Raw genomic sequence first — 20,068 nt, forward strand, 5'->3', positions numbered from 1 at the left:
GCTCCGGGAGGTGTCCAGAAGCACACTGTCTAGCGCCCCATGACGCGCGTGTAGTGCCACTCGGCCAAAAACGGCGCTGTAAGATGTTGAAAAGAAAAGCTGTCTCGGGGTAGGTGGCAAATCTGGGCTAACGACCGCGGCTTCGAGTGCCTGCTGCTGTCCGACTGCTGCGGCGCCACCGATGCCGGCAACCACGCGGCCGCGCTGAAAATGATCAGGATGCAGGGCGGCGTGTTCGGCGCCGTCAGCGACAGCGCAACGTTCCTCGCCGGCCTGCCATGAGCCGCGCCATCGGGATCGAGGCCGCCGGCATCGGCAAGCATTTCGGTTCGTTCCACGCGCTATCCGACGTATCGCTGAAGGTCGCGCCCGGCACCGTGCACGGGTTGCTGGGCGAGAACGGCGCCGGCAAATCGACGCTGGTGAAATGCCTGCTGGGCTACTACCGCGCCGACGAAGGCGGCTTCATCGTCGATGGGCGGGAAGCGGCGATCGAGCGCCCTGCCGATGCCGATGCGCTGGGCCTGGGCATGGTGTACCAGCATTTCACCCTGGTGCCGTCGATGACTGTGGCGGAAAACCTGGTGATGGCGCGCCAGGGCGTGCCGGCGGTGATCAACTGGCGTGCGGAAATCGCCGCCCTGCGGCAGTTCATGCAGCGCATGCCGTTCCAGGTGAAACTGGAGGCCGAGGCCGGCAGCCTCGCCGCTGGCGAGCGGCAGAAGACCGAGATCATCAAGCAGCTTTACCTGGAACGCCGCTTCCTGGTGCTGGACGAGCCGACATCGGTGCTGACGCCGCAGGAGGCGGAGGAGATGCTCGGCCTGGTGCGCAACCTGGCTCATTCCGGCGCGCTGACCATCGTCATCATCACCCACAAGCTGAAGGAAGTCTTCGCCCACGTCGATGACGTTACGGTATTGCGGCGCGGCCGCATGGCCGGGTCCGGCCCGCTGAAGCAGTTCACCGCCGCCGATCTGACGGCAATGATGATCGGCGAGCCGCACGCGCCCAAGAACCCCGAGCGCCGGGGCGTTGCCGAGAGCGCGGCACGGTTGTCCGTCTCCGGCCTGCGCACCGCCGATGATGCTGGGCGCAAGGGGTTGTCGATCGACGGCCTGGACGTGCGCGCGCACGAAATTGTCGGCGTCGCCGGCGTGTCCGGCAACGGCCAGAAGGAACTGGTGGAAGTGCTGGGCGGCCAGCGGCGCGCAACCGCCGGACGAATCCTGGTGGAGGGCGCGCCGTATGACGCCTCCCGGATGCAGTCCCAGGCGCATGGCGTGCGGGTGCTGCCGGAGGAACCATTGCGCAACGGTTGCGTCCCGGGGATGACGGTGACGGAGAACCTCGCCCTGCGCAGCTTCGACCTGGATGCGGGGAAAGACCGCCGCTTCTGGCTGGACCGCAACGGCATGGCGGCGCGGGCGGCGGCGATGGTCGCGGCCTATGGCATCCGCACGCCCTCGCCGCAGGCGCCCATCGGCGTGCTGTCGGGCGGCAATGTGCAGCGCTGCGTGCTGGCCCGCGAACTGGACGGCGACGTGCGATTGCTGATCGTCTGCAACCCGTGCTTCGGTCTGGACGTGAAGGCGGTGGCGGAGACCAGGGCGCGGATCATGGCGGCGCGCAACGCCGGCGCGGCGGTACTGCTGATTTCCGAGGACCTGGACGAGATCCTGGAACTCGCCGATCGGATCGTGGTGATGCACGATGGAGCGATCGTGCACCAGATGCCGGCGGCCGGGGCAGACCCGCAGGAGATCGGCCGGCATATGCTGGGGCAGCACTGAGGCGACCGCAGGTCCTCGCACACAGAATTGACCGGCCGTGGACGGGCAACGGCAGGCCACCGAGCGGCACAGGCATTTCATTACCCGGACCAGGGCGGTAGATGGTTTCGGTGTGCAATGACTATCCCATCTGATAACGGTTATGGATTCGGTCCATTCAACCGCCTGGGGCAGGCGACGGCATAGGGACGCCCACCTCCGGAGCATCGGCGCCCTGGCCTGCGCGGGCGCGGTTCTGTTTGCCGCGACACAAGGCCGTGCCCAGACGGCACCGGCGCCGAATCCGTTCCGGACGGTGAACCTGAACTACGTGTACGCAGCCGATCTGGGCTTCGGCGGGTACTCGCTGGCGGGACTGACGGCGAACGTCTACACGCTGCCGCTGAGCTACTCGCTGCACGGCATCCTGCCCGATGGCTGGACGCTGCGGCTGCTGTCTCCGATCCAGCTTGGCGTGTACTCGTTGAACCTCACTGACACGAACGGCGCGCGCATTTCGATCAACCAGAAATCCCTGGGGCTCGTGCCGGGCGCGGAACTGGATATTCCGCTTGGCGGCCGCACGGTGGTGAAGCCGTTTGCGCAGTTCGGCGTGGTTGGCGCGTTCGGCGACGACGTCGGCAACCCGTGGGCCTATGTCTTCCTGGGGGGCGCGCGGGCGATCAGCGAATGGCACGTGGGCGAGACGACCCTGTCGCTCGGCAACGCCGTGGTCTATGCTGGCGACGAGACCGTCGGATCGGGATTCTCCGAGCATTATGTTTCGCTTCAGCTTGGCGGCGAGGTGCGCCATCCGCTTGGCTTCAGCGTCGGCAATCTGGAGCCGGACCTGGGGGTTTACGCGAACTACTATTATTATCCGGCGCCGTTGCAGTTCAGCCGTTTCCTGGAACCGCCGCTGAAGGTGGAAAACCAGGTTGAGTTCGGATTTTCGGTGGGGTCCGCGTCGCCGTTCAAGTTGCTGTGGCTGTCGAATCCACGCATCGGCGCCGGCGTCGTGTTCGGAAGCGGATTGACCGTCTGGCATATCAATTTCGGATTTCCGTTCTGACGCGTGCCGGAGATGGGATGGTCACTCCCCTTCCGTTATGGCCGGGCGTGTTTCGGCCATCTGTGCTTCCACGACAGGGGGTAGATGGCCGGGACAAGCCCGGCCATGACGATGAAGAGACGATCTCAGGCCGTCTTCCGCCCCGCGGCAGCGACAGCTCAGATCAGGAACACGCCCTTGCCGTCGGACTGCCTGTCGAACAGCTTGTACGCCTCCTCGGCCTGATCCAGCGTCCAGCGGTGGGTGAACAGCCGATCGACGTCGATCTTCCGGTCAATGCAGAAATCAGCGCATTCCGCCTGGATGATGTTGGAAAAGGTCCACGACGCGACCAGCGTCAGTTGCCGGCGCAACAAATGCGGGCTGACGTCGATGTGCACGTCGCCGCCCTCGCCCACGAAGCACATGGTGCCCCAGACCTTGGTGCTGCGGATCGCGCTCAGCCGCGCGTCGGGATTGGAGGACGTATCCAGTGTCAGGTCGGCGTACTTGCCGTGGGTCAGGCCCCTGATCGCCTCGACCGGATCGTTCGAGCCCGGATCGACCGTTTCGTCGGCGCCGAATTCCTTCGCCCGCGCCAGCCGTTGCGCATTGATATCCAGCGCGATGACCCGCGCGCCCATCGCCTTGGCAAACTGCGTGGCAGCCAGGCCAACCGGTCCCTGGCCGAAAATCGCGATGGTGTCGCGGCCCGAGGTGTTCATCCGCCGCAGCGCGCCATACGCCGTGCCCGAGCCGCAGGAAATCGCAGCCCCGGCGGTGAACGACAACTCGTCCCGCAGCGGCACCAGCGTGTTGGCAGGCACCAGCAGGTACTTGGCGTGGCCGCCATGCGCGTTGTTGCCATAGACCTTCACCGGCACCTCCTGGCACAGTTGCTGCCAGCCCGAGCGGCAATGGCTGCACTGGGTGCACCCCTGGTAATGATGCACCATGACCCGCTGGCCGATTTTCGCCTCGGCGGGCAGCACGTCGGGGCCGATGGCGGCGACGACGCCGCAGGGTTCGTGGCCGACGATGGTCGGGTTCGGGTTGGGCGGCAGGCCGGTGGCATTGCGGGCCTGGTTCCTCGGGCGGCGGTATTGATGCAGGTCCGATCCGCACATGCCGGATGCCTTCATCTCGACCACCACCTCGCCGGGACCGGGCGTCGGGTCCGGGAATGTCATCAGCTCCAGCCCACGGTCGCCGGTGAACACGACACCTTGCATGGTTTCCTCCCTCGTTCTGCGTTGGCCCGCAGTGTAGCGGGATTTCCGGCGCGCGCGAAACCGGGCGCGGATGACCGGCAATTTGCCTGAGGCCGCTTTACTTTGTCGCCCTGGCGTTTACACCGGAAGCGCCGCTTTGTGGCGCAGACGACGCAGATCCGATGCAAGAAGGACGACGCCATGGCCCGTATCCCAGTGCTGCATGAAAACGACCCCGCAACGCCGGCCGATGCCAAAGCCTTCCTGGAGGAAGCGGCGCAGTCGCGCGGGCAACTGGTGAACATCTATCGCGCCATGGCCAACCGGCCCGAAGCCGGGCAGGCCTTTCTCACGCTGGCCCACACGGTGTATCGCGGCCGCACGACCCTGGCGCCGAAGCATGCCGAACTGGCGTACCTGACCGCGACCGTCGTCAACAACTGCTTCTATTGAATCCCCACCCACACTGTGCTCGGTCGGAGCCTGGGGCTGACGGAAGACCAGATGCGGCATTTGCTGGACGATCCCCTGCCGGACGGCGTCTATGATCCGGCCGAGGCGGCGATCGTGCGCTACGCCCAAAAATCGACGCGGCTGGAGCCAATCGACGATGCCACCTATGGCGATCTGGCGCGGCATTTCACGACGCAGCAGATCATGGACATCTGCCTGACGGTCGGCTTGAGCAACATGGTCAACCGCTTCCACGCCACGTTCCAGACGGACCTCGACGCGGCGACGGTCGAGGCGGTGGAAGCAGGCGATGCGATCGCCGGCGCCTGTGCCATTCCTAGGCCGAAACCACCTGGCGGATAAGGCGCCGCCGTCCGATCCGCGCGGCATCGACGGGGGCCCGCTTCAATGCCAGAGTCGGGCACCCGCCGATTCCAAGGACCCGACCATGATGGCCTCCATCCCCGGCACCACCGCTTGAGCCACGAAACAACCGCCCGGCTGCTGCGGTCGATGCCGTTCTGGCCGCTGGCGGCGACGCTGGCGGTGCAGACCCTGGCGACGATGGCAATGTATTCCGTGCCCGCCATCGCGCCCGAGGTGGCACAGGACCTGAAGGTCAGCGGCGCCCTGGTGGGGTATTTCGTCGCCGCCGCCTATGGCGTCGGCATCCTGTCGGCGCTGCTCTCGCCCGGGTTGGTGCGGCGTCATGGCGGCGTGCGCGCCACCCAGGTGGTGTTGCTCGCCGCCGCCGGCATGCTGGCGCTGGCGGCGCTGGGGAAAGGCGTCATCGGCCTCGCCCTGGCCGCGGTGGTGCTTGGCCTGGGCTACGGCGCGGCAGCGCCGGCCAGCACGCACCTGCTGGTGCCGCAAACCCCGCGGCCGGTGTTCAACCTCGTCATGTCGCTGCGCCAGATCGGCGTGCCGCTGGGCGGCGTGCTGGCGGCGCTGATACTGCCGCCGCTGGCCCTGTCCGTCGGCTGGCGCGGCGCGTTGCTGGCGGAACTCGGCCCCGTGCTGCTGCTGATCGGGCTGATGGAAATCCCGCGGCGGCGCTGGGACCACGACCGCGAGCCCGGCCGCCGCGTCCTGGGACACAGCCTGTTGCAGCCGTTCGCCCTGCTGGCGGACCCGCGCCTGCGGCGGCTGTCGCTGGCGGCGTTCGTCTATGCCGGCGTGGCGCTGTGCCTGGTGGCGTTCATGACTGTGCAGCTTACCACGACGGTCGGCCTGACGCTGGTGCAGGCCGGACAGATTCTCGCCGCCTACCAGATCGCCGGCTCCATCAGCCGCCCGATCTGGGGATGGCTGGCCGATCGGCTGCTGACGCCGACACAGACGCTGGCGGTGCACGGGGTGGGCATGGCGGCGAGCACGGCACTGGCCGGGTTCTACGGGCCGGGCTGGCCGGCCTGGGCGGTGCTGGCGAACGCGGTGCTGGCAGGCTGCACCGCCGGCGGCTACACCGGCGTTGCCTACGCGGACTATGCGGCGCTGGGCGGGGTGCGGCGGACCGAGGCGACCGGCCTCGGCACCGCCATCATGTTCGCCGGCGGCATGGCGTTGCCGCCGCTGTTCGGACTGTCTGTCACGGCGCTGGGCGGCTATCGCATCAGCTTTATCGTGTGTGCCGCCGCCGCGGCGGCCAGCGGCGTGCTGCTGGCGCTGCCGCAGCGGCGGTGATCAGCGCGGCTTGCTGGCTTCGTCGATTTTCTGGATCGAATCCGGATCGAGTTCGATTTCCGCGGCCTCTGTCAGCTCCGCCAGCTGCTCCAGGGTCGTTGCGCTGGCAATCGGCGCGGTGACGCTGGGGCGGGCGATCAGCCAGGCCAGCGCGATCTGGCCGGGCTTGGCGTCGTAGCGCTGCGCGACCTCATCCAGCGCCTTCAGCACGCCGAAGCCGTGGTCGTTGAGGTATTTTTCCACGCCGCGGCCGCGGGCGCGGCCGGCCAGGTCGTCACGAGATCGATATTTTCCCGTCAGGAAGCCGCTGGCCAGCGAGTAATAGCCGATGACCCCGATCTTCTCCTTCAGGCACAGCTCTTCCAGCGGCCCTTCGAATTCCGCCCGCTCCATCAGGTTGTAGTGCGGCTGAAGGCTTTGATACCGCGGCAGCCCCTTCTCCGTGCTGATCCTCAGCGACTCCGCCAGCCGATCGGCCGAGAAGTTGGAGGCGCCGATTTCGCGCACCTTGCCCTGCTTGATGAGGTCCGCATACGCCGACAGCGTCTCCTCGATTGGTGTTTCGGGATCGTCGCGATGGGACTGATACAGGTCGATGTGGTCGGTCTGCAGGCGGCGCAGCGAATCCTCCACCGCCTGCTCCATATAAGCGCGGGACAGGCCCTTTTTCCCCGGGCCCATCTCGATCCCCAGCTTGGTCGCGATGATCACCTTGTCGCGGTTGCCGCGCGCCTTCATCCACTTGCCGATGATCGTTTCCGACTCGCCGCCGCTGTTGCCGGTGTGCCAGCGGGAATAGACGTCGGCTGTATCGAGAAAGTTGAAGCCGGCGTCGAGCCACGCATCCAGCAGCGCGAAGGAGGTCTTCTCATCCACCGTCCAGCCGAACACGTTGCAGCCGAACGTGATCGACGGCACTTCCAGGGACGACTGGCCCAGTCTGCGGGGTTCCATCTTGTTTTCCTTGCTTCATGTGATCCGCACCATCAGGCGGCGGCACGGACCAGACGCCCGGGCGTGGCGCCTGTATAGATGCCGTCCTCGAATGTCGGGATGCCTGACACGAAGGTGTTACGATAGCCCTCAACCCGCTGCACCAGCCGCCGGCCGTTCATCGGCAGGTCGTAACGGACCTCCGGGGCGTGCAGCCGCAGTGCCTTGTAGTCGATGATGTTGACGTCGGCTTTCTTGCCGACCGCCAGGCGTCCGCGATCGTGGAAGCCGAAGAAGTCGGCGGTTTCGCTGGTCTGGCGCTTCACCATCGTCTCCAGCGGCAGGCGCGGCCCGCGGGAACGGTCGCGCGCCCAGTGGATCAGCATCCAGCTTGGCACGCTGGCATCGACGATCGAGGAACAGTGCGCGCCGCCGTCCGACAGGCCCAGCAGCGTCGCGTCGTCCGTCAGCATGGTGTGGATGATGTCGAGATTGTCATCATTGTAGCCGACGACCGGGAAGAACAGGAACTTGTCGGCGCCGCCGGCGAGATAGTCGTACGCCACTTCATCGGGCGTGCGGTTCGACCGTGCCGCCTCGGCGGCGATGCTGTCCTTTTCGGCGGGTTCGTAGTTCGGCGGATCGCCCATCGGGAACATGCGGTTCCAGCGGGTGGTGATGTGCTGGCGGAACTGCGAGAGACGCGACAGCAGGTCCTGCGACGGCGCCTCGGACAGCACCTGGGCGCGGAACGCCGGATCCTGCATGCGACGAACCCGTTCCGCCACCGGCAGCTTCAGCAGCGCCCGGTAGCTGGGGCGGATGGAGAACGGATTCAGCGCCGTATCGATGCCGAGCATGACGCCGACGGGGCGGCCGGCGACCTGGGCGGTGACCATGGCGCCCTGCGCGCGGGCCTTGTGCACGCCGTCCATCAGGCGCTTCCAGCGCACCTTGTCGGTGGGGCGGTCGGTCAGCAGGAACCACACCGGGCGGCCGGTGTCCTGGCCGAGCTTCGTGATCCACTCCAGCTCTTCGGTTTCGTCGTCGAAATCGCTGTTCACGCCAAAGGCGCCGTGGCCCATGCCCTTGAACGCGGACCCGATGCCCAGCAGTTCATCGACTTCCGAATAGCGGCCGGGCACCATGTCGCCGGTGGGCGTCCGGTGCGAATTGGTGCGCGAGGTGGTGAAGCCGAAGGCGCCAGCCTGCAAGCCTTGCCTGACGGCATCACGCATTTTCGCGATGTCGTCGGCGTTGGCGGGTTGGTGCTTGATCGCGCGGTCGCCCATGACATAGACGCGCAGCGGATGGTGCGGGATCTGCGCGGCGACGTCGATGGCGCGCGGCATCTGCTCCAGCGCGTCGAGGTATTGCGGGAAGGTTTCCCAGTTCCATTTCAGGCCGTCGGCCAGGGCGATGCCGGGGATTTCCTCGATCGATTCCATCATGCCGATCAGTGCGGAATGATCTTCGTTTCGGACAGGGGCGAAACCGACGCCGCAGTTGCCGAACAGGATGGTGGTGACGCCGTGCCAGGACGATGGTGCCAGCACCGGGTCCCAGGTGGCCTGGCCATCGTAATGGGTATGCACATCGACCCAGCCCGGCGTGACCAGCAGGCCGTCGGCGTTGATTTCCCGCTTGCCGGGACTGGCTTTTCCGCCGACATGGGCGATCCTGCCGTCTTCCAGGGCGATATCGCCGGTATAGGCCGCCGCGCCGGTTCCATCGACGATGGTGCCGCCTCGGATCACCGTATCATGCATCGTCCGCTCCCGTTGCTGCTTTTCTCAACGGTATGGGAAACCCGCGGCCGGCAATGGTCAAGTTTCGGGCCGGTGCCGGTGGGTATTGCCGCGGGACTGTTGCGGCCATAGTCTGACTACCACGGCCACAGTCGCCGCCGATATGGAGGAAATAATCATGCGCCTTGTTGCTGTCTCGATACTTGCCGCCATTGCCGTTGTGCCAGTCGCGCAGGCGCAAAATCCGCCTTCGGTGCCCGAGGCGATGCCGTTCGACATCCCCTACGGCCAGCCCATCGGCCTGGACGAGGCGCCGAAGGCGATCAGCGTGGCAATGGCGGAGGCGATTAAGCATAACTGGAAGATGTCGACCTCGGTGGTCGGCCCGGCGGGCAATCTGGTTGCACATGCCACGATGGACGGGACGCAGTATGCCTCGATCGAGATCTCGCAGGCCAAGGCGCACACCGCGGCGCTGTATCGCCGGCCGTCCGGGGTTTTCCAGGCAGGCATCAATACCGGCGGTTCGCCATCGCTGCTCAGCCTGCTGGCGCTGACCCGGGGCGTGGCCAGCGAGGGCGGCTTCCCGATCGTGATCGACGGCAAGCTGGTCGGGGCGATCGGGGCCAGCGGCGGGATCTTCACCCGGGATGGGTAACGGCGAAGGTCGGATTGGCGGCGCTGGGCGACGCGCGGCAATAACCGCCTCCATCGCAGCCGGCGCACCGGCCTATCATCGTCATGGTGGCCGCAGGGCCACCATCCACGCCTTGCGGTGCCGAACGTTCCAAAGGCGTGGATGGCCGGTCTGCGCCGGCCATGACGGCATGGGGCGCCGGTGCACAATTGGAGCAGTTATTGCTGCGCGTTGCCTTGGGCGTGAAGTAGGTAACGGACGGATTTGCCGAATGGCGAATCCGGCCTGCCCGGCCTATATTGAGTTTGCTCAATGAAAGCCCGCCCTTGCCGACATGCTCGTCCAACGACTGATCCTGAAGAACTGGCGGAACTTCCGGCAGGCCGATATCGCGCTGACGGATGTCACCTACCTGGTTGGCGCCAACGCCAGCGGCAAGTCGAACCTGCTGGACGTCTTCCGCTTCCTCCGCGACATCTGCAAACCGAAAGGCGGCGGACTGCAGGCCGCCGTCGCCGAGCGCGGCGGCATTGCCCAACTCCGTTGCCTGCACGCGCGTCGCGACCCGGAGGTCCGGATCGAGGTCCATCTGGCGGAAAACAGCGACGATCCCGAGCCGCTTTGGCGCTACATCCTCGGCTTCAGGCCGGAAGGGCGCGGCGCCCAAAGGATACTGGTGACGGCCGAGCAGGTGTTCCGGGGCAACGATCCCGCACCAATCCTCGACCGGCCCGGGCTGGATGATGACCGCGACACTGCCCGCAAAACGCAAACTCATCTGGAGCAGATACAGACCAACGCCGTATTCCGGGATATCGCCGACTTCTTCAGCGGCGTGCTTTACCTGCACGTCGTGCCGCAACTTCTCAAGTATGCCGACAAGCTGCGTGGCCAGATGCTGGAGGACGACCCGTTCGGCCAGGGCCTGCTGGAGCATGTTGCGCGAACCACCGAGAAAACCCGGAACGCCAGGCTGAAGCGCATCGAAGAAGCCCTGCGGCTGGCGATCCCGCAATTCCGGGAGCTCAAATTCCTCCGCGATGACCTGGGCCAACCGCACCTCGAGGTTCGATACCAACACCACAGGCCAAAGGCGGGATGGCAGCGCGAAAACCAGTGGTCCGACGGCACCTTGCGGCTGTTCGGCCTGTTCTGGGCGCTGCTCGAAGGCAACGGCCTGCTGCTGCTCGAAGAGCCCGAACTCTCGCTGAACCTGGAAATCGTCAGACAGATCCCGCTGATGCTGCAGCGCCTTCAGCGCGATGCCAAGCGGAGGCGCCAGGTCATCCTGAGCACCCACAGCGAGGCGTTGCTGGACAACCCGATCGATGGGAACCGGATCTTGCGGCTGGAGACAAGCGACGAAGGCACGACCATCCTGCCGCCGAACGAAACCGAGAAACGCGCGCTTCAATCCGGATTGACGCCAGCCGAAGTCATCCTGCCCAAGACCCGTCCCGAACATGCGGATCAGTTGCGGCTCTTCTAGATGCTGCCGCTGACAGTCGCCACCGAGGACGAACTCAGCGAGGCGGTCGCGCAGCGGCGGCTGCTGGATTTCCCGTCGCTCGAAGTCGGATTATGGCTGCGGCGCGGCGGAAACGGCTACTTGCGGTCGCGAATCCGCAAGTTCTGCGAAATGGCTCGCCACAGCCCGGTTCTCGTCATCACGGACCTGGACACCAACACCTGTCCGGCGGCCCTCTGCAGGACGTGGCTGGGAAACCTGTCGCATCCACCAGGCTTGCTGCTGCGCGTCGCGGTCCGTGAGGTCGAAGCCTGGCTGCTTGCGGATCACGACGCCATGGTCGCGTTGATCGGCAAGCATGCCAAAGGCCGCATGCCGGACAATCCTGATGATCTGCATGATCCCAAGGATCGGCTCCTGGAACTGGCAAAGCGGGCGCCGCGGGCTGTCCGCCTCGACCTTCGGGCGGAAGCCGGGGCGGTCGCCAGACAGGGCCTGGGCTACAATCATCGGCTTTGCGCCCTGGTGAGATATCGTGGCGTCCTGAACGGGCCGCCGAACGATCGCCCAGCCTGCGGCGAACGATCGAACGGATTAGAGCAATATCGGCCTGACTGGAAATCGCGGAGCGATTTCAGGCCGATGAAATTGCTCGTGAAATTATGAGCTGGAGCGTTTCCAGTCAGGCTGAAAACGCTCTAGCGAACTGGCCGTTTCGATCACCCCCTGACGACGTGCTTGTCCGTCGCCATCTTGAGCGCTACGCAGTCGTTCAAGGCTCAGGCAGGCAAGGAACACACACGGATGGCGACGCGACCGGTGATGCTGGCGATTCTGGACGGTTTCGGCTGGCGGGAGGAAACCGCCGACAATGCCGTGCGACTGGCGAAGACTCCCAACTTCACCCGCCTGTGGGAATCCTGCCCGCACGCCCTGCTGCACACCTCGGGCCGCGACGTCGGCCTGCCGGGCGGGCAGATGGGCAACTCCGAGGTCGGCCACCTGAACATCGGCGCCGGCCGCGTGGTGAAGCAGGAGCTGGTGCGCATCGGCGATGCCGTGGCGGACGGCAGCATTGCGCGCGAACCGGCGTTCCTGGACCTGGTCGCGACGCTGAAGAACAGCGGCGGCACGTGCCACCTGATGGGCCTGCTCTCGCCCGGCGGCGTGCATTCGCACCAGGACCATGCCGCGGCCTTGGCGAAGTTCCTGCACGAGGCCGGGGTAAAGACCGTCGTGCACGCATTCACCGACGGCCGCGACACCCCGCCGCAGTCGGGCGCGGAGTACCTGGCTGAGTTCCGTGCCGCGCTGCCGGCCGGCGTGCCGGTCGCCACCGTCATCGGCCGCTACTTCGCCATGGACCGCGACAAGCGCTGGGACCGGGTGTCCAAAGCCTATGCCGCCATGGTGGAGGCGGACGGCGCCCACTATCCCTCGCCGGCCGCCGCGATCGAGGCGGCCTATGCGGCGGAGAAATACGACGAGTTCATCCCGCCGTCGGTCATCGGCGACTACGCCGGCATGAAGGACGGCGACGGCATCCTGTGCTTCAACTTCCGTGCCGATCGGGTGCGGGAGATCCTGGGCGCGCTGCTGGACCCGGCGTTCGACGGGTTCCCACGCAGCCGCGTGCTGAAGATCGCCAGGGCGGCCGGGATGACGCGCTACTCCGACGCGCTGGCACCGTTCCTCGGCGTGCTGTTCGCGCCCGAGACGCTGCCGAACATCCTGGGCGAGGTGGTGTCCAAGGCCGGCAAGACCCAGCTCCGCATGGCGGAGACCGAGAAGTATCCGCACGTCACCTACTTCCTCAACGGCGGCGAGGAAACGTCCTATCCGGGTGAGGACCGCATCCTGGTGCCGTCGCCGAAGGTCGCGACCTATGACCTGCAGCCGGAGATGTCGGCGCCTGAACTGACCGACAAGGCGGTGGCGGCGATCGACAGCGGCAAGTACGACTTGATCGTCCTGAACTTCGCCAACCCCGACATGGTCGGCCATACCGGCGTGCTGCCAGCGGCGATCAAGGCGGTGGAGACGGTGGACGCCGGCCTCGGCCGTATCGCCGAGGCGGTGCGGCGGCAGGGCGGCGCACTGCTGGTTACCGCCGACCACGGCAACTGCGAACTGATGAAGGATCCGGAAACCGGCGGCCCGCATACCGCGCACACCACCAACCCGGTGCCGGTGCTGCTGATGGGCGGCGGCGTGACGGCGATCCAGGAAGGGCGGCTGGCCGACATCGCGCCGACGCTGCTGCACCTGATGGGACTGCCGCAGCCGGCGGAGATGACCGGGCACTCCATCATCAGCCAGGAAACGGCGCGCGCGGCGGAGTGAACCAGGCCGGCGGGGAAAGGCCTACCGGCTGCCGGACGGGGCGTCGTACGGTGCGCGGGCCTTGTCCCGCCCAGGCCGGAGGAATACGCCATGTCCGTCGATCGCCCGCCGCTGCCCCCGTTCACCCGGGAAACCGCCATTCAGAAGGTGCGCGCCGCCGAGGACGCCTGGAACACCCGCGACCCTGAGCGGGTGGCGTTGGCCTATACCGAGTACAGCGCCTGGCGGAACCGCAGCGAGTTCTTCCAGGGCCGTCCCGCTATCGTCGCGTTCCTGACGCGGAAGTGGAACCGGGAGCTGGAGTATCGGCTGATCAAGGAACTCTGGGCCTTCACCGGCGACCGCATCGCCGTGCGCTTCGCCTATGAATACCACGACGATTCCGGCACCTGGTTCCGCGCCTATGGCAACGAGAACTGGGTATTCGACGCGCACGGGCTGATGCGGGCGCGGCACGCCAGCATCAACGACCTGCCGATTGCGGAGTCGGCCCGACTGTTCCATTGGGACCGTGGCGGACCGCGGCCGGCGGAGCACCCGGGGCTGAGTGAACTGGGGCTTTAGCGAACCCCAGATACAACAAAGGCCCCACCTGGGGCCTTCGTCGGCTTACTCCGCGGTCTCTTCTTCCCTCGCCTGGACCGGACCGCTGTCCTGCCCCTTGGCCGATACATCGCGATCGACCAACTCGATCACCGCCATGTCGGCCGCGTCGCCGTAGCGCACGCCCGCCTTCAGCACCCGCGTGTAACCACCGGCACGCGCCCGATAGCGGTCCGCCAGCGTGCCGAACAGCTTGTTGACGATCACGTCGTCACGCAGCTCGGCATGAGCCCGGCGCTTGTTCGCCAGCCCCCCCTTCTTGCCCAGGGTGATCAGCTTCTCCGCCACCGGACGAAGCTCCTTCGCCTTCGGCAGGGTCGTGGTGATCTGCTCGTGCTTGAGCAGCGCGTGGGCCATGTTGCGGAACATGGCAACGCGATGGGTCGAGGTAACGCCGAGCTTCCGGCCGGCCACTCCGTGACGCATGTGATGTATTCCCTATGCCGGCTCAGAACGGCTCTTCCAGCCGCTTGGCCAATTCTTCAATATTCTCCGGCGGCCAGCCGGCGACAGTCATGCCCAGCCCGAGGCCCATGGAGTTCAGCACCTCCTTGATCTCGTTCAGGGACTTGCGGCCGAAATTCGGCGTCCGCAGCATTTCCTGTTCGGACTTCTGCACCAGGTCGCCGATATAGACAATATTGTCGTTCTTCAGGCAGTTCGCGCTGCGGACCGACAGTTCCAGCTCGTCCACCTTGCGTAGCAGGTTGCGGTTGAACGGCAGGTCGTCCTGCGGCTCCTCCAGGCGGATCTGCTGCGGCTCATCGAAGTTGATGAACAGCTGCAGCTGATCCTGCAGGATGCGCGCCGCCAGCGCCACGGCGTCCTCGGGCGTCACTGCGCCGTTGGTCTCCACCGTCAGCAGCAGCTTGTCGTAGTCCGTCACCTGCCCGACGCGGGTGGGCTCGACGCGGTAGGACACGCGGCGCACCGGCGAGTAGATCGAGTCGACCGGGATCAGGCCAATCGGCGCGTCTTCCGGACGGTTGACGCTGGACGGCTGGTAGCCCTTGCCCAGGTTGACGGTGAACTCCATGCCCAGCTTCACCCCGTCGTCCAGGGTGCAGATCACCAGGTCGGGATTCATGATGTCGATGTCGTGGCCCGCCTGGATCTGGCCGGCGCGCACCTCGCCGGGACCGGTCGCGGTCAGCGTCATGCGCTTCGGGCCCTCGCCATGCATCCGCAACGCGAGTTGCTTGACGTTCAGCACAATGTCCGTGACATCCTCGCGGACCCCGGGCACACTACTGAACTCATGCAGCACGCCATCGATCTGCACCGCGGTGACGGCAGCGCCCTGGAGGGACGAGAGCAGGATGCGGCGGATGGCGTTGCCCAGGGTCATGCCAAAGCCGCGTTCCAGCGGTTCGGCAACGACGGTGGCAACGCGCGACGGATCAGCGCCCGGCTCGACTTCGAGCTTTTCGGGCTTGATCAGAGACTGCCAATTTCTCTGAATGACTGCGCTCTGCCTCATACTAACACCTTTCGAACCGCGTCGGGCACGGTTCACGTCCTGTGGACAGTGTCAAACATCCACCCCCGAGCCTCGACCCCAGGGACCTCGACCCCAAGGGTCTCGACAAAGGGGCCTCGACCAGTTGCCAGCGCACCGGCCGGAGCAAACCGGCCGATACGGGAAAACCTTCAGACGCGGCGGCGCTTCCGCGGACGGCAGCCGTTGTGCGGGATCGGCGTCATGTCACGGATGGTGGAGACGGCGAAGCCAACCGCCTGCAGCGCCCGCAGCGCGCTCTCGCGGCCCGAGCCGGGGCCGCTGACCTCGATCTCCAGCGTCTCCATGCCGTGGTCCCGCGCCTTTCGGCCGGCATCCTCGGCGGCGACCTGCGCCGCATACGGCGTTGACTTCCGGCTGCCCTTGAAGCCCTGGCTGCCGGCCGACGACCACGCGATCGCATTGCCCTGCGCGTCCGTGATGGTGATCACGGTGTTGTTGAACGTCGCGGCAACATGCGCCACGCCAGCGATGATGTTCTTCCGTTCCTTGCGGCGCGGCCGGGCGGATGCGGCGGGTTTCGCCATGAGTCTTGATCCTGCTTCAACTGCTGGCCGCGCCGGTGGGCGGCGCGGCGGAATAAATCCGAATAACGAGGCGGAGACGCCGGCCTACTTCGTGACCTTCTTCTTGCCGGCGATCGCCACGGCCTTGCCCTTGCGGGTGCGCGCATTGGTGTGCGTGCGCTGACCACGGACCGGCAGGCCACGGCGGTGCCGCAGGCCGCGGTAGCAGCCCAGGTCCATCAGCCGCTTGATGTTCATCGAGACTTCACGCCGAAGGTCACCCTCCACGCGATAGTCACGGTCGATCAATTCGCGGATGCGGAGGATTTCCTCATCCGAAAGCTGGTTGACGCGACGATCATCCGGAATGTTAAGCTTCTGGCAGATTTCAGCCGCCTTGGTCGGGCCAATGCCATAGATATAGCGAAGGCTGATCGTCACTCGCTTGTTCGTCGGGATGTTCACGCCGGCAATACGCGCCACGCTGGTTCTCCTGTCGCCCGGTCGGTTCCGGACCCATACCTGCCCCGAGAGGGCTGAAATACGCGCATGCGACGCGAAACCCCATATGGGGTCGCGCCGGAGCGCGGGACTATAGTTTCCGCGCCGCAGGAGTCAACGAAGACTTATCAACTCTGCGTGAGGAACTCAACATCTCTTCCCGAGCGGAATTCAACCTTCCTTTCCGGGAAGAGTGGCCAGCACTGCCTCGATCTGACGTGTCACGTCGTCGATCTCGGCCATGCCGTCCACCGTGCGCAGGATGCCCGTCCCCGCATAGTGCGGGATGATCGGCGCCGTCTGCTTGTGGTAGGCGGCCAGCCGCGCGCCTACGGTGTCACGGTTGTCATCGGCCCGGCGGGTGAACGCGGTGTTGCCACATACGTCGCAGACACCCGGCCTGGCCGGCTGCTTGAACGTATCGTGATAGCCCTCGCCGCATTTGGCGCAGGTGAAGCGGCCAGCGATGCGGTCGATCAGCGCGTCATCGTCCACCTTCAGCTCGATCACCGCGTCCAGGTTCAGGCCGCGGCCGGCCAGCATTTTGTCCAGCGCCTCGGCCTGCGGCACGGTGCGCGGGAAGCCGTCCAGGATGAAGCCGTTCTTCGCGTCGGCCTTGTCCAGGCGCAAGGCCAGCATGCGGACCAGGATGTCGTCGGAGACGAGCTGCCCGGCCTCCATCACCGCCTTGGCTTCCTGCCCGATGGGCGAGCCGGCGGCGACCTCGGCACGCAGCATGTCGCCGGTCGAGATCTGCACGATCTTGTAGCGGTCCTCCAGGCGCTTGGCCTGGGTTCCCTTGCCCGCGCCAGGCGGGCCCAGAAGTATCAGTTTCACCTACGCCCCTTTGCCCGGGTCTTTCGCATCAGACCCTCATATTGATGTGCCAGCAGATGCGACTGGATCTGCGTCACCGTATCCATGGTCACCGAAACCACGATCAGGATCGAGGTGCCGCCGAAATAGAACGGCAGGCCATAGTCGGTGATCAGGATTTCCGGCAGCAGGCAGATGATCACCAGATAGATGCCGCCCAGGGTGGTCAGGCGGGTCAGAATCCGGTCGAAATACTCCGAGGTCGCGCTGCCAGGGCGGATTCCGGGAATGAACCCGCCGTATTTCTTCAGGTTGTCCGCCGTCTCCTCGGGATTGAACACCACGGCGGTATAGAAGTACGAGAAGAAGATGATCATCCCCGCGTACATCGCCATGTACAGCGGCTGCCCGTGCGCCAACTGGCCGGCGATAAACTGCACCCAGCCCGGGGCGTTGGTCGCGAAGCCCGCGATGGTCGCCGGCAGCAGCAGGATCGAGCTGGCGAAAATCGGCGGAATCACGCCCGAGGTGTTGATCTTCAGCGGGATATGCGTGGTGTCGCCGCCGAACATGCGGTTGCCGACCTGGCGTTTCGGATATTGCACCGGGACCCGCCGCGCCGCCCGCTCAATGAAGACGATCACGCCGACGGTCACCACCGCGATGACCAGGAACAGCAGGATGAAGAACGGCGACAGCGCGCCGGTCCGGCCGAGTTCCAGCATCGAGGCGAAAGCGCTGGGCAGGTTGGCGACGATGCCCGCCATGATGATCAGGCTGGTGCCGTTGCCGATGCCGCGGGCGGTGATCTGCTCGCCGACCCACATCAGGAACATGGTGCCGCCGACCAGGCTGATGACGCAGGAGAAGCGGAAGAACCAGCCGGGATCGATGACCGCCGCGCCGAAGCTGCCGTGCATGCTCTCCAGCCCGATGGAAATGCCGTAGGACTGGAATGTGGCGATCAGCACCGTCAGGTAGCGGGTGTACTGGTTCAGCTTCTTGCGGCCGGACTCGCCTTCCTTCTTCAGCGCCTCCAGCGTCGGCACCGCCGCCGTCATCAGCTGGATGATGATGCTGGCGCTGATATAGGGCATGATGTTCAGCGCGAAGATGGTCATCCGCCGCAGCGCGCCGCCGGTGAACATGTCGAACATGCCCAGGACGCCGCCGCCGTGCTGCGCCATCATCTCACCCATCACCGCCGGATCGACGCCCGGCAGCGGGATGTAGGTGCCCAGCCGGTAGACGATCAGCGCACCGAGGGTGAACCAGATTCGCTGCTTGAGTTCGGTCGCCTTCGCAAAGACGCCCATATTCAGGTTGGCTGCGAGCTGTTCGGCAGCGGAGGCCATGGGGGTTCCCTTTGTCGTCGCGCTCTATTGTCGGTCGGGGCGATAGGCCACGCAAGCCATTTGCCAATCTGTCATTTACCGGTCAGCCGATTGCCCATCCGGCGCCGGGACCGGAAAAGGCGAAAGCCACGCGTGCCGGAAACGGCATCTGCGCGGCTTTCGCCTCAGCATGAATCCGGCCTCAGGCTTCAGCCGTCGCCTCCGGCTTCGGCGCCACAGTCGTGGTCACGCTACCGCCTGCCTGCTCCACCGCCGCCTTCGCCGTCGCCGAGGCGCCGGACACGGTGATGGTGATCGCGCGGCTGATCGAGCCCTCGCCCAGCAGCCGCACGCCGTCGCGCCGGTCGGACGCCAGGCCCGCGGCAATCAGCGTCGCCTCGGTGATCGGCTGCCCGGCGTCGATCTTGCCGGCGGCGATCGCCTTGTCCAGCGTGCCCAGGTTCACCGGCGCGTATTCCTTGCGGAACAGGTTGTTGAACCCGCGCTTCGGCAGGCGGCGGTAGATCGGCATCTGGCCGCCTTCGAAGCCGTTCAGCGCCACGCCTTCGCGTGCCTTCTGGCCCTTGACGCCCTTGCCCGAGGTCTTGCCCTTGCCCGAGCCGATGCCGCGGCCGAGCCGCTTCGACTTCAGGCGCGCGCCCGGGTTGTCGCGCAGTTCGTTCAGAATGCCCATGTCAGGACAGCTCCTCGACCTTGATCAGGTGAGCCACCTTGCGGATCATGCCGCGGGCCGAAGGGGTGTCCTCCAGCTCGCGCGAGCGCCACATCTTGTTCAGGCCCAGGCCGATCAGGGTTTCCTTCTGCCCCGGCTTGCGGCCGATGGGCGAGTGGATCTGGGTGACGCGTACCTTAGGCATTGGGCTGGGCCTCCTGCGGCGGCTGCGCCGGCGCGTGCTGCTCGCGGCGGCCGAACAGCTCCGGCACCTTCTTGCCGCGGCGCGTGGCGACCGAGCGCGGGCTGGCCACCTTGTGCAGCGCGGCGAACGTCGCCTTCACCATGTTATGCGGGTTGCGGCTGCCCAGGCTCTTGGCGACCACGTCGCCGATGCCCAGCGTCTCGAACACCGCGCGCAGCGGACCGCCGGCGATGATGCCCGTGCCCGCGGCGGCCGAGCGGAGCACGACGGTGCCGGCGCCGAAATGGCCCTCGACGTCGTGGTGCAGCGTGCGGCCTTCCTTCATCGGCACGCGGATCATACCGCGCTTGGCGCGTTCCGTGGCCTTGCGGATCGCCTCCGGCACCTCGCGCGCCTTGCCGGCGCCGTAGCCGACGCGGCCCTTCTGGTCGCCCACCACCACCAGCGCGGCGAAGGCGAAGCGGCGGCCACCCTTCACGACCTTGGCGACACGGTTGATGGTCACCAGCTTGTCGATGATGCCGTCATCGGCCTCGCGATCGGGGCTGCGCTCGCGATCCCGTCCCCGGCCGCCACCGCCACCTTCTCTCGGTTCACGTGCCATGAATGCGT

The 20,068-nt window shown here is 66.1% G+C and carries 24 protein-coding genes; 11 read left to right on the top strand and 13 right to left on the bottom strand.

The genetic code is table 11. The annotated features are described in order from the left end of the window. Nucleotides 1-120 precede the first annotated feature (120 nt). The 3 genes from CCS01_RS04170 to CCS01_RS04180 all read left to right on the top strand — a co-directional run bounded on the left by CCS01_RS04170 (nt 121) and on the right by CCS01_RS04180 (nt 2,844). The gene (locus CCS01_RS04170; RefSeq protein ID WP_275112878.1) at nt 121-282 is read left to right on the top strand and encodes an isochorismatase family protein; all 162 of its coding nucleotides are present in this window, start codon (nt 121-123) and stop codon (nt 280-282) included. Beyond that, entirely contained in the window at nt 279-1,793 is a 1,515-nt protein-coding gene (locus tag CCS01_RS04175) for an ABC transporter ATP-binding protein (protein WP_104517569.1), read from the top strand. The genes CCS01_RS04170 and CCS01_RS04175 overlap by 4 nt, the downstream gene beginning before the upstream one ends. Before the next feature lie 295 nt (nt 1,794-2,088). Further along, a complete protein-coding gene (locus CCS01_RS04180; protein ID WP_146101557.1) occupies nt 2,089-2,844 on the top strand; it encodes a hypothetical protein in 756 nt (251 codons plus the stop codon). Nucleotides 2,845-3,002: 158 nt separating this feature from the next. Here CCS01_RS04180 and CCS01_RS04185 read toward each other — a convergent pair whose 3' ends face one another. Continuing rightward, complete coding sequence (locus tag CCS01_RS04185; RefSeq protein WP_104517571.1) at nt 3,003-4,055, bottom strand: zinc-dependent alcohol dehydrogenase family protein; 1,053 nt, start codon at nt 4,053-4,055, stop codon at nt 3,003-3,005. Between the two features lie 180 nt (nt 4,056-4,235). Here CCS01_RS04185 and CCS01_RS04190 point away from each other — a divergent pair, with 180 nt between their 5' ends. The 3 genes from CCS01_RS04190 (at nt 4,236) to CCS01_RS04200 (ending at nt 6,170) form a co-directional block, all read left to right on the top strand. Beyond that, entirely contained in the window at nt 4,236-4,487 is a 252-nt protein-coding gene (locus CCS01_RS04190) for a hypothetical protein (RefSeq protein ID WP_146101558.1), read from the top strand. Nucleotides 4,488-4,538: 51 nt separating this feature from the next. Continuing rightward, the gene (locus CCS01_RS04195) at nt 4,539-4,850 is read left to right on the top strand and encodes a carboxymuconolactone decarboxylase family protein (RefSeq protein WP_104517573.1); all 312 of its coding nucleotides are present in this window, start codon (nt 4,539-4,541) and stop codon (nt 4,848-4,850) included. A 114-nt stretch (nt 4,851-4,964) separates the two neighbouring features. Then, nucleotides 4,965-6,170: an MFS transporter gene (locus tag CCS01_RS04200; protein ID WP_158258228.1), complete on the top strand. Its 1,206-nt coding sequence runs from the start codon at nt 4,965-4,967 to the stop codon at nt 6,168-6,170. Here the strand turns inward: CCS01_RS04200 and CCS01_RS04205 are convergent, their stop codons facing one another. After that, on the bottom strand, nt 6,171-7,124 hold the full coding sequence (locus CCS01_RS04205) for an aldo/keto reductase (protein ID WP_104517575.1): 954 nt from the start codon (nt 7,122-7,124) through the stop codon (nt 6,171-6,173). 32 nt (nt 7,125-7,156) lie between these two features. Then, a complete protein-coding gene (locus tag CCS01_RS04210) occupies nt 7,157-8,872 on the bottom strand; it encodes an N-acyl-D-amino-acid deacylase family protein (protein ID WP_104517576.1) in 1,716 nt (571 codons plus the stop codon). 157 nt (nt 8,873-9,029) lie between these two features. Between CCS01_RS04210 and CCS01_RS04215 the strand changes: the two genes are divergently transcribed. Further along, nucleotides 9,030-9,509, top strand: a complete 480-nt coding sequence (locus CCS01_RS04215; RefSeq protein WP_104517577.1) for a GlcG/HbpS family heme-binding protein — start codon at nt 9,030-9,032, stop codon at nt 9,507-9,509. Here CCS01_RS04215 and CCS01_RS32525 read toward each other — a convergent pair. Continuing rightward, nucleotides 9,493-9,834 (bottom strand): hypothetical protein, encoded by a 342-nt coding sequence (locus CCS01_RS32525; protein WP_146101559.1) that lies wholly within the window; start codon nt 9,832-9,834, stop codon nt 9,493-9,495. The genes CCS01_RS04215 and CCS01_RS32525 overlap by 17 nt on opposite strands. Between CCS01_RS32525 and CCS01_RS04220 the strand changes: the two genes are divergently transcribed. The 4 genes from CCS01_RS04220 (at nt 9,823) to CCS01_RS04235 (ending at nt 13,863) form a co-directional block, all read left to right on the top strand. Then, nucleotides 9,823-10,977, top strand: coding sequence for an AAA family ATPase (locus tag CCS01_RS04220; protein ID WP_104517578.1), 1,155 nt, complete (start codon nt 9,823-9,825; stop codon nt 10,975-10,977). The two genes, CCS01_RS32525 and CCS01_RS04220, sit on opposite strands and share 12 nt — an antisense overlap. Further along, nucleotides 10,978-11,622 (top strand): hypothetical protein, encoded by a 645-nt coding sequence (locus CCS01_RS04225; protein WP_104517579.1) that lies wholly within the window; start codon nt 10,978-10,980, stop codon nt 11,620-11,622. It abuts the gene before it with no gap. Between the two features lie 138 nt (nt 11,623-11,760). Beyond that, on the top strand, nt 11,761-13,299 hold the full coding sequence (gpmI, locus tag CCS01_RS04230) for a 2,3-bisphosphoglycerate-independent phosphoglycerate mutase (protein ID WP_104517580.1): 1,539 nt from the start codon (nt 11,761-11,763) through the stop codon (nt 13,297-13,299). A 90-nt stretch (nt 13,300-13,389) separates the two neighbouring features. Then, nucleotides 13,390-13,863 (top strand): nuclear transport factor 2 family protein, encoded by a 474-nt coding sequence (locus CCS01_RS04235; protein WP_104517581.1) that lies wholly within the window; start codon nt 13,390-13,392, stop codon nt 13,861-13,863. A 45-nt stretch (nt 13,864-13,908) separates the two neighbouring features. Here the strand turns inward: CCS01_RS04235 and rplQ are convergent, their stop codons facing one another. From rplQ to rpsE, 9 genes are all read right to left on the bottom strand, one after another. Continuing rightward, complete coding sequence (gene rplQ, locus CCS01_RS04240) at nt 13,909-14,328, bottom strand: 50S ribosomal protein L17 (protein WP_104517582.1); 420 nt, start codon at nt 14,326-14,328, stop codon at nt 13,909-13,911. A gap of 22 nt (nt 14,329-14,350) precedes the next feature. Beyond that, nucleotides 14,351-15,382: a DNA-directed RNA polymerase subunit alpha gene (locus CCS01_RS04245; protein ID WP_104517583.1), complete on the bottom strand. Its 1,032-nt coding sequence runs from the start codon at nt 15,380-15,382 to the stop codon at nt 14,351-14,353. 170 nt (nt 15,383-15,552) lie between these two features. Further along, nucleotides 15,553-15,948 carry a 30S ribosomal protein S11 gene (rpsK, locus tag CCS01_RS04250; RefSeq protein ID WP_104517584.1) on the bottom strand — a complete coding sequence of 132 codons (396 nt, stop codon included), beginning with the start codon at nt 15,946-15,948 and terminating at the stop codon, nt 15,553-15,555. Nucleotides 15,949-16,032: 84 nt separating this feature from the next. Further along, on the bottom strand, nt 16,033-16,410 hold the full coding sequence (gene rpsM / locus CCS01_RS04255) for a 30S ribosomal protein S13 (protein ID WP_104517585.1): 378 nt from the start codon (nt 16,408-16,410) through the stop codon (nt 16,033-16,035). Nucleotides 16,411-16,599: 189 nt separating this feature from the next. Beyond that, nucleotides 16,600-17,265, bottom strand: a complete 666-nt coding sequence (locus tag CCS01_RS04260; protein WP_104517586.1) for an adenylate kinase — start codon at nt 17,263-17,265, stop codon at nt 16,600-16,602. Further along, nucleotides 17,262-18,599 carry a preprotein translocase subunit SecY gene (gene secY, locus CCS01_RS04265; RefSeq protein ID WP_104517587.1) on the bottom strand — a complete coding sequence of 446 codons (1,338 nt, stop codon included), beginning with the start codon at nt 18,597-18,599 and terminating at the stop codon, nt 17,262-17,264. The genes CCS01_RS04260 and secY overlap by 4 nt, the downstream gene beginning before the upstream one ends. A 181-nt stretch (nt 18,600-18,780) precedes the next feature. Continuing rightward, nucleotides 18,781-19,272 (bottom strand): 50S ribosomal protein L15, encoded by a 492-nt coding sequence (gene rplO / locus CCS01_RS04270; RefSeq protein WP_104517588.1) that lies wholly within the window; start codon nt 19,270-19,272, stop codon nt 18,781-18,783. Between the two features lies 1 nt (nt 19,273). Then, a complete protein-coding gene (gene rpmD, locus CCS01_RS04275; protein ID WP_104517589.1) occupies nt 19,274-19,456 on the bottom strand; it encodes a 50S ribosomal protein L30 in 183 nt (60 codons plus the stop codon). Continuing rightward, complete coding sequence (gene rpsE, locus CCS01_RS04280; protein WP_104517590.1) at nt 19,449-20,060, bottom strand: 30S ribosomal protein S5; 612 nt, start codon at nt 20,058-20,060, stop codon at nt 19,449-19,451. Before rpsE ends, rpmD begins: the two co-directional genes overlap by 8 nt. Between the last annotated feature and the right edge of the window lie 8 nt (nt 20,061-20,068).

It is taken from the genome of Rhodopila globiformis (genome assembly GCF_002937115.1).
In the GTDB taxonomy this organism is placed as follows: domain Bacteria; phylum Pseudomonadota; class Alphaproteobacteria; order Acetobacterales; family Acetobacteraceae; genus Rhodopila; species Rhodopila globiformis.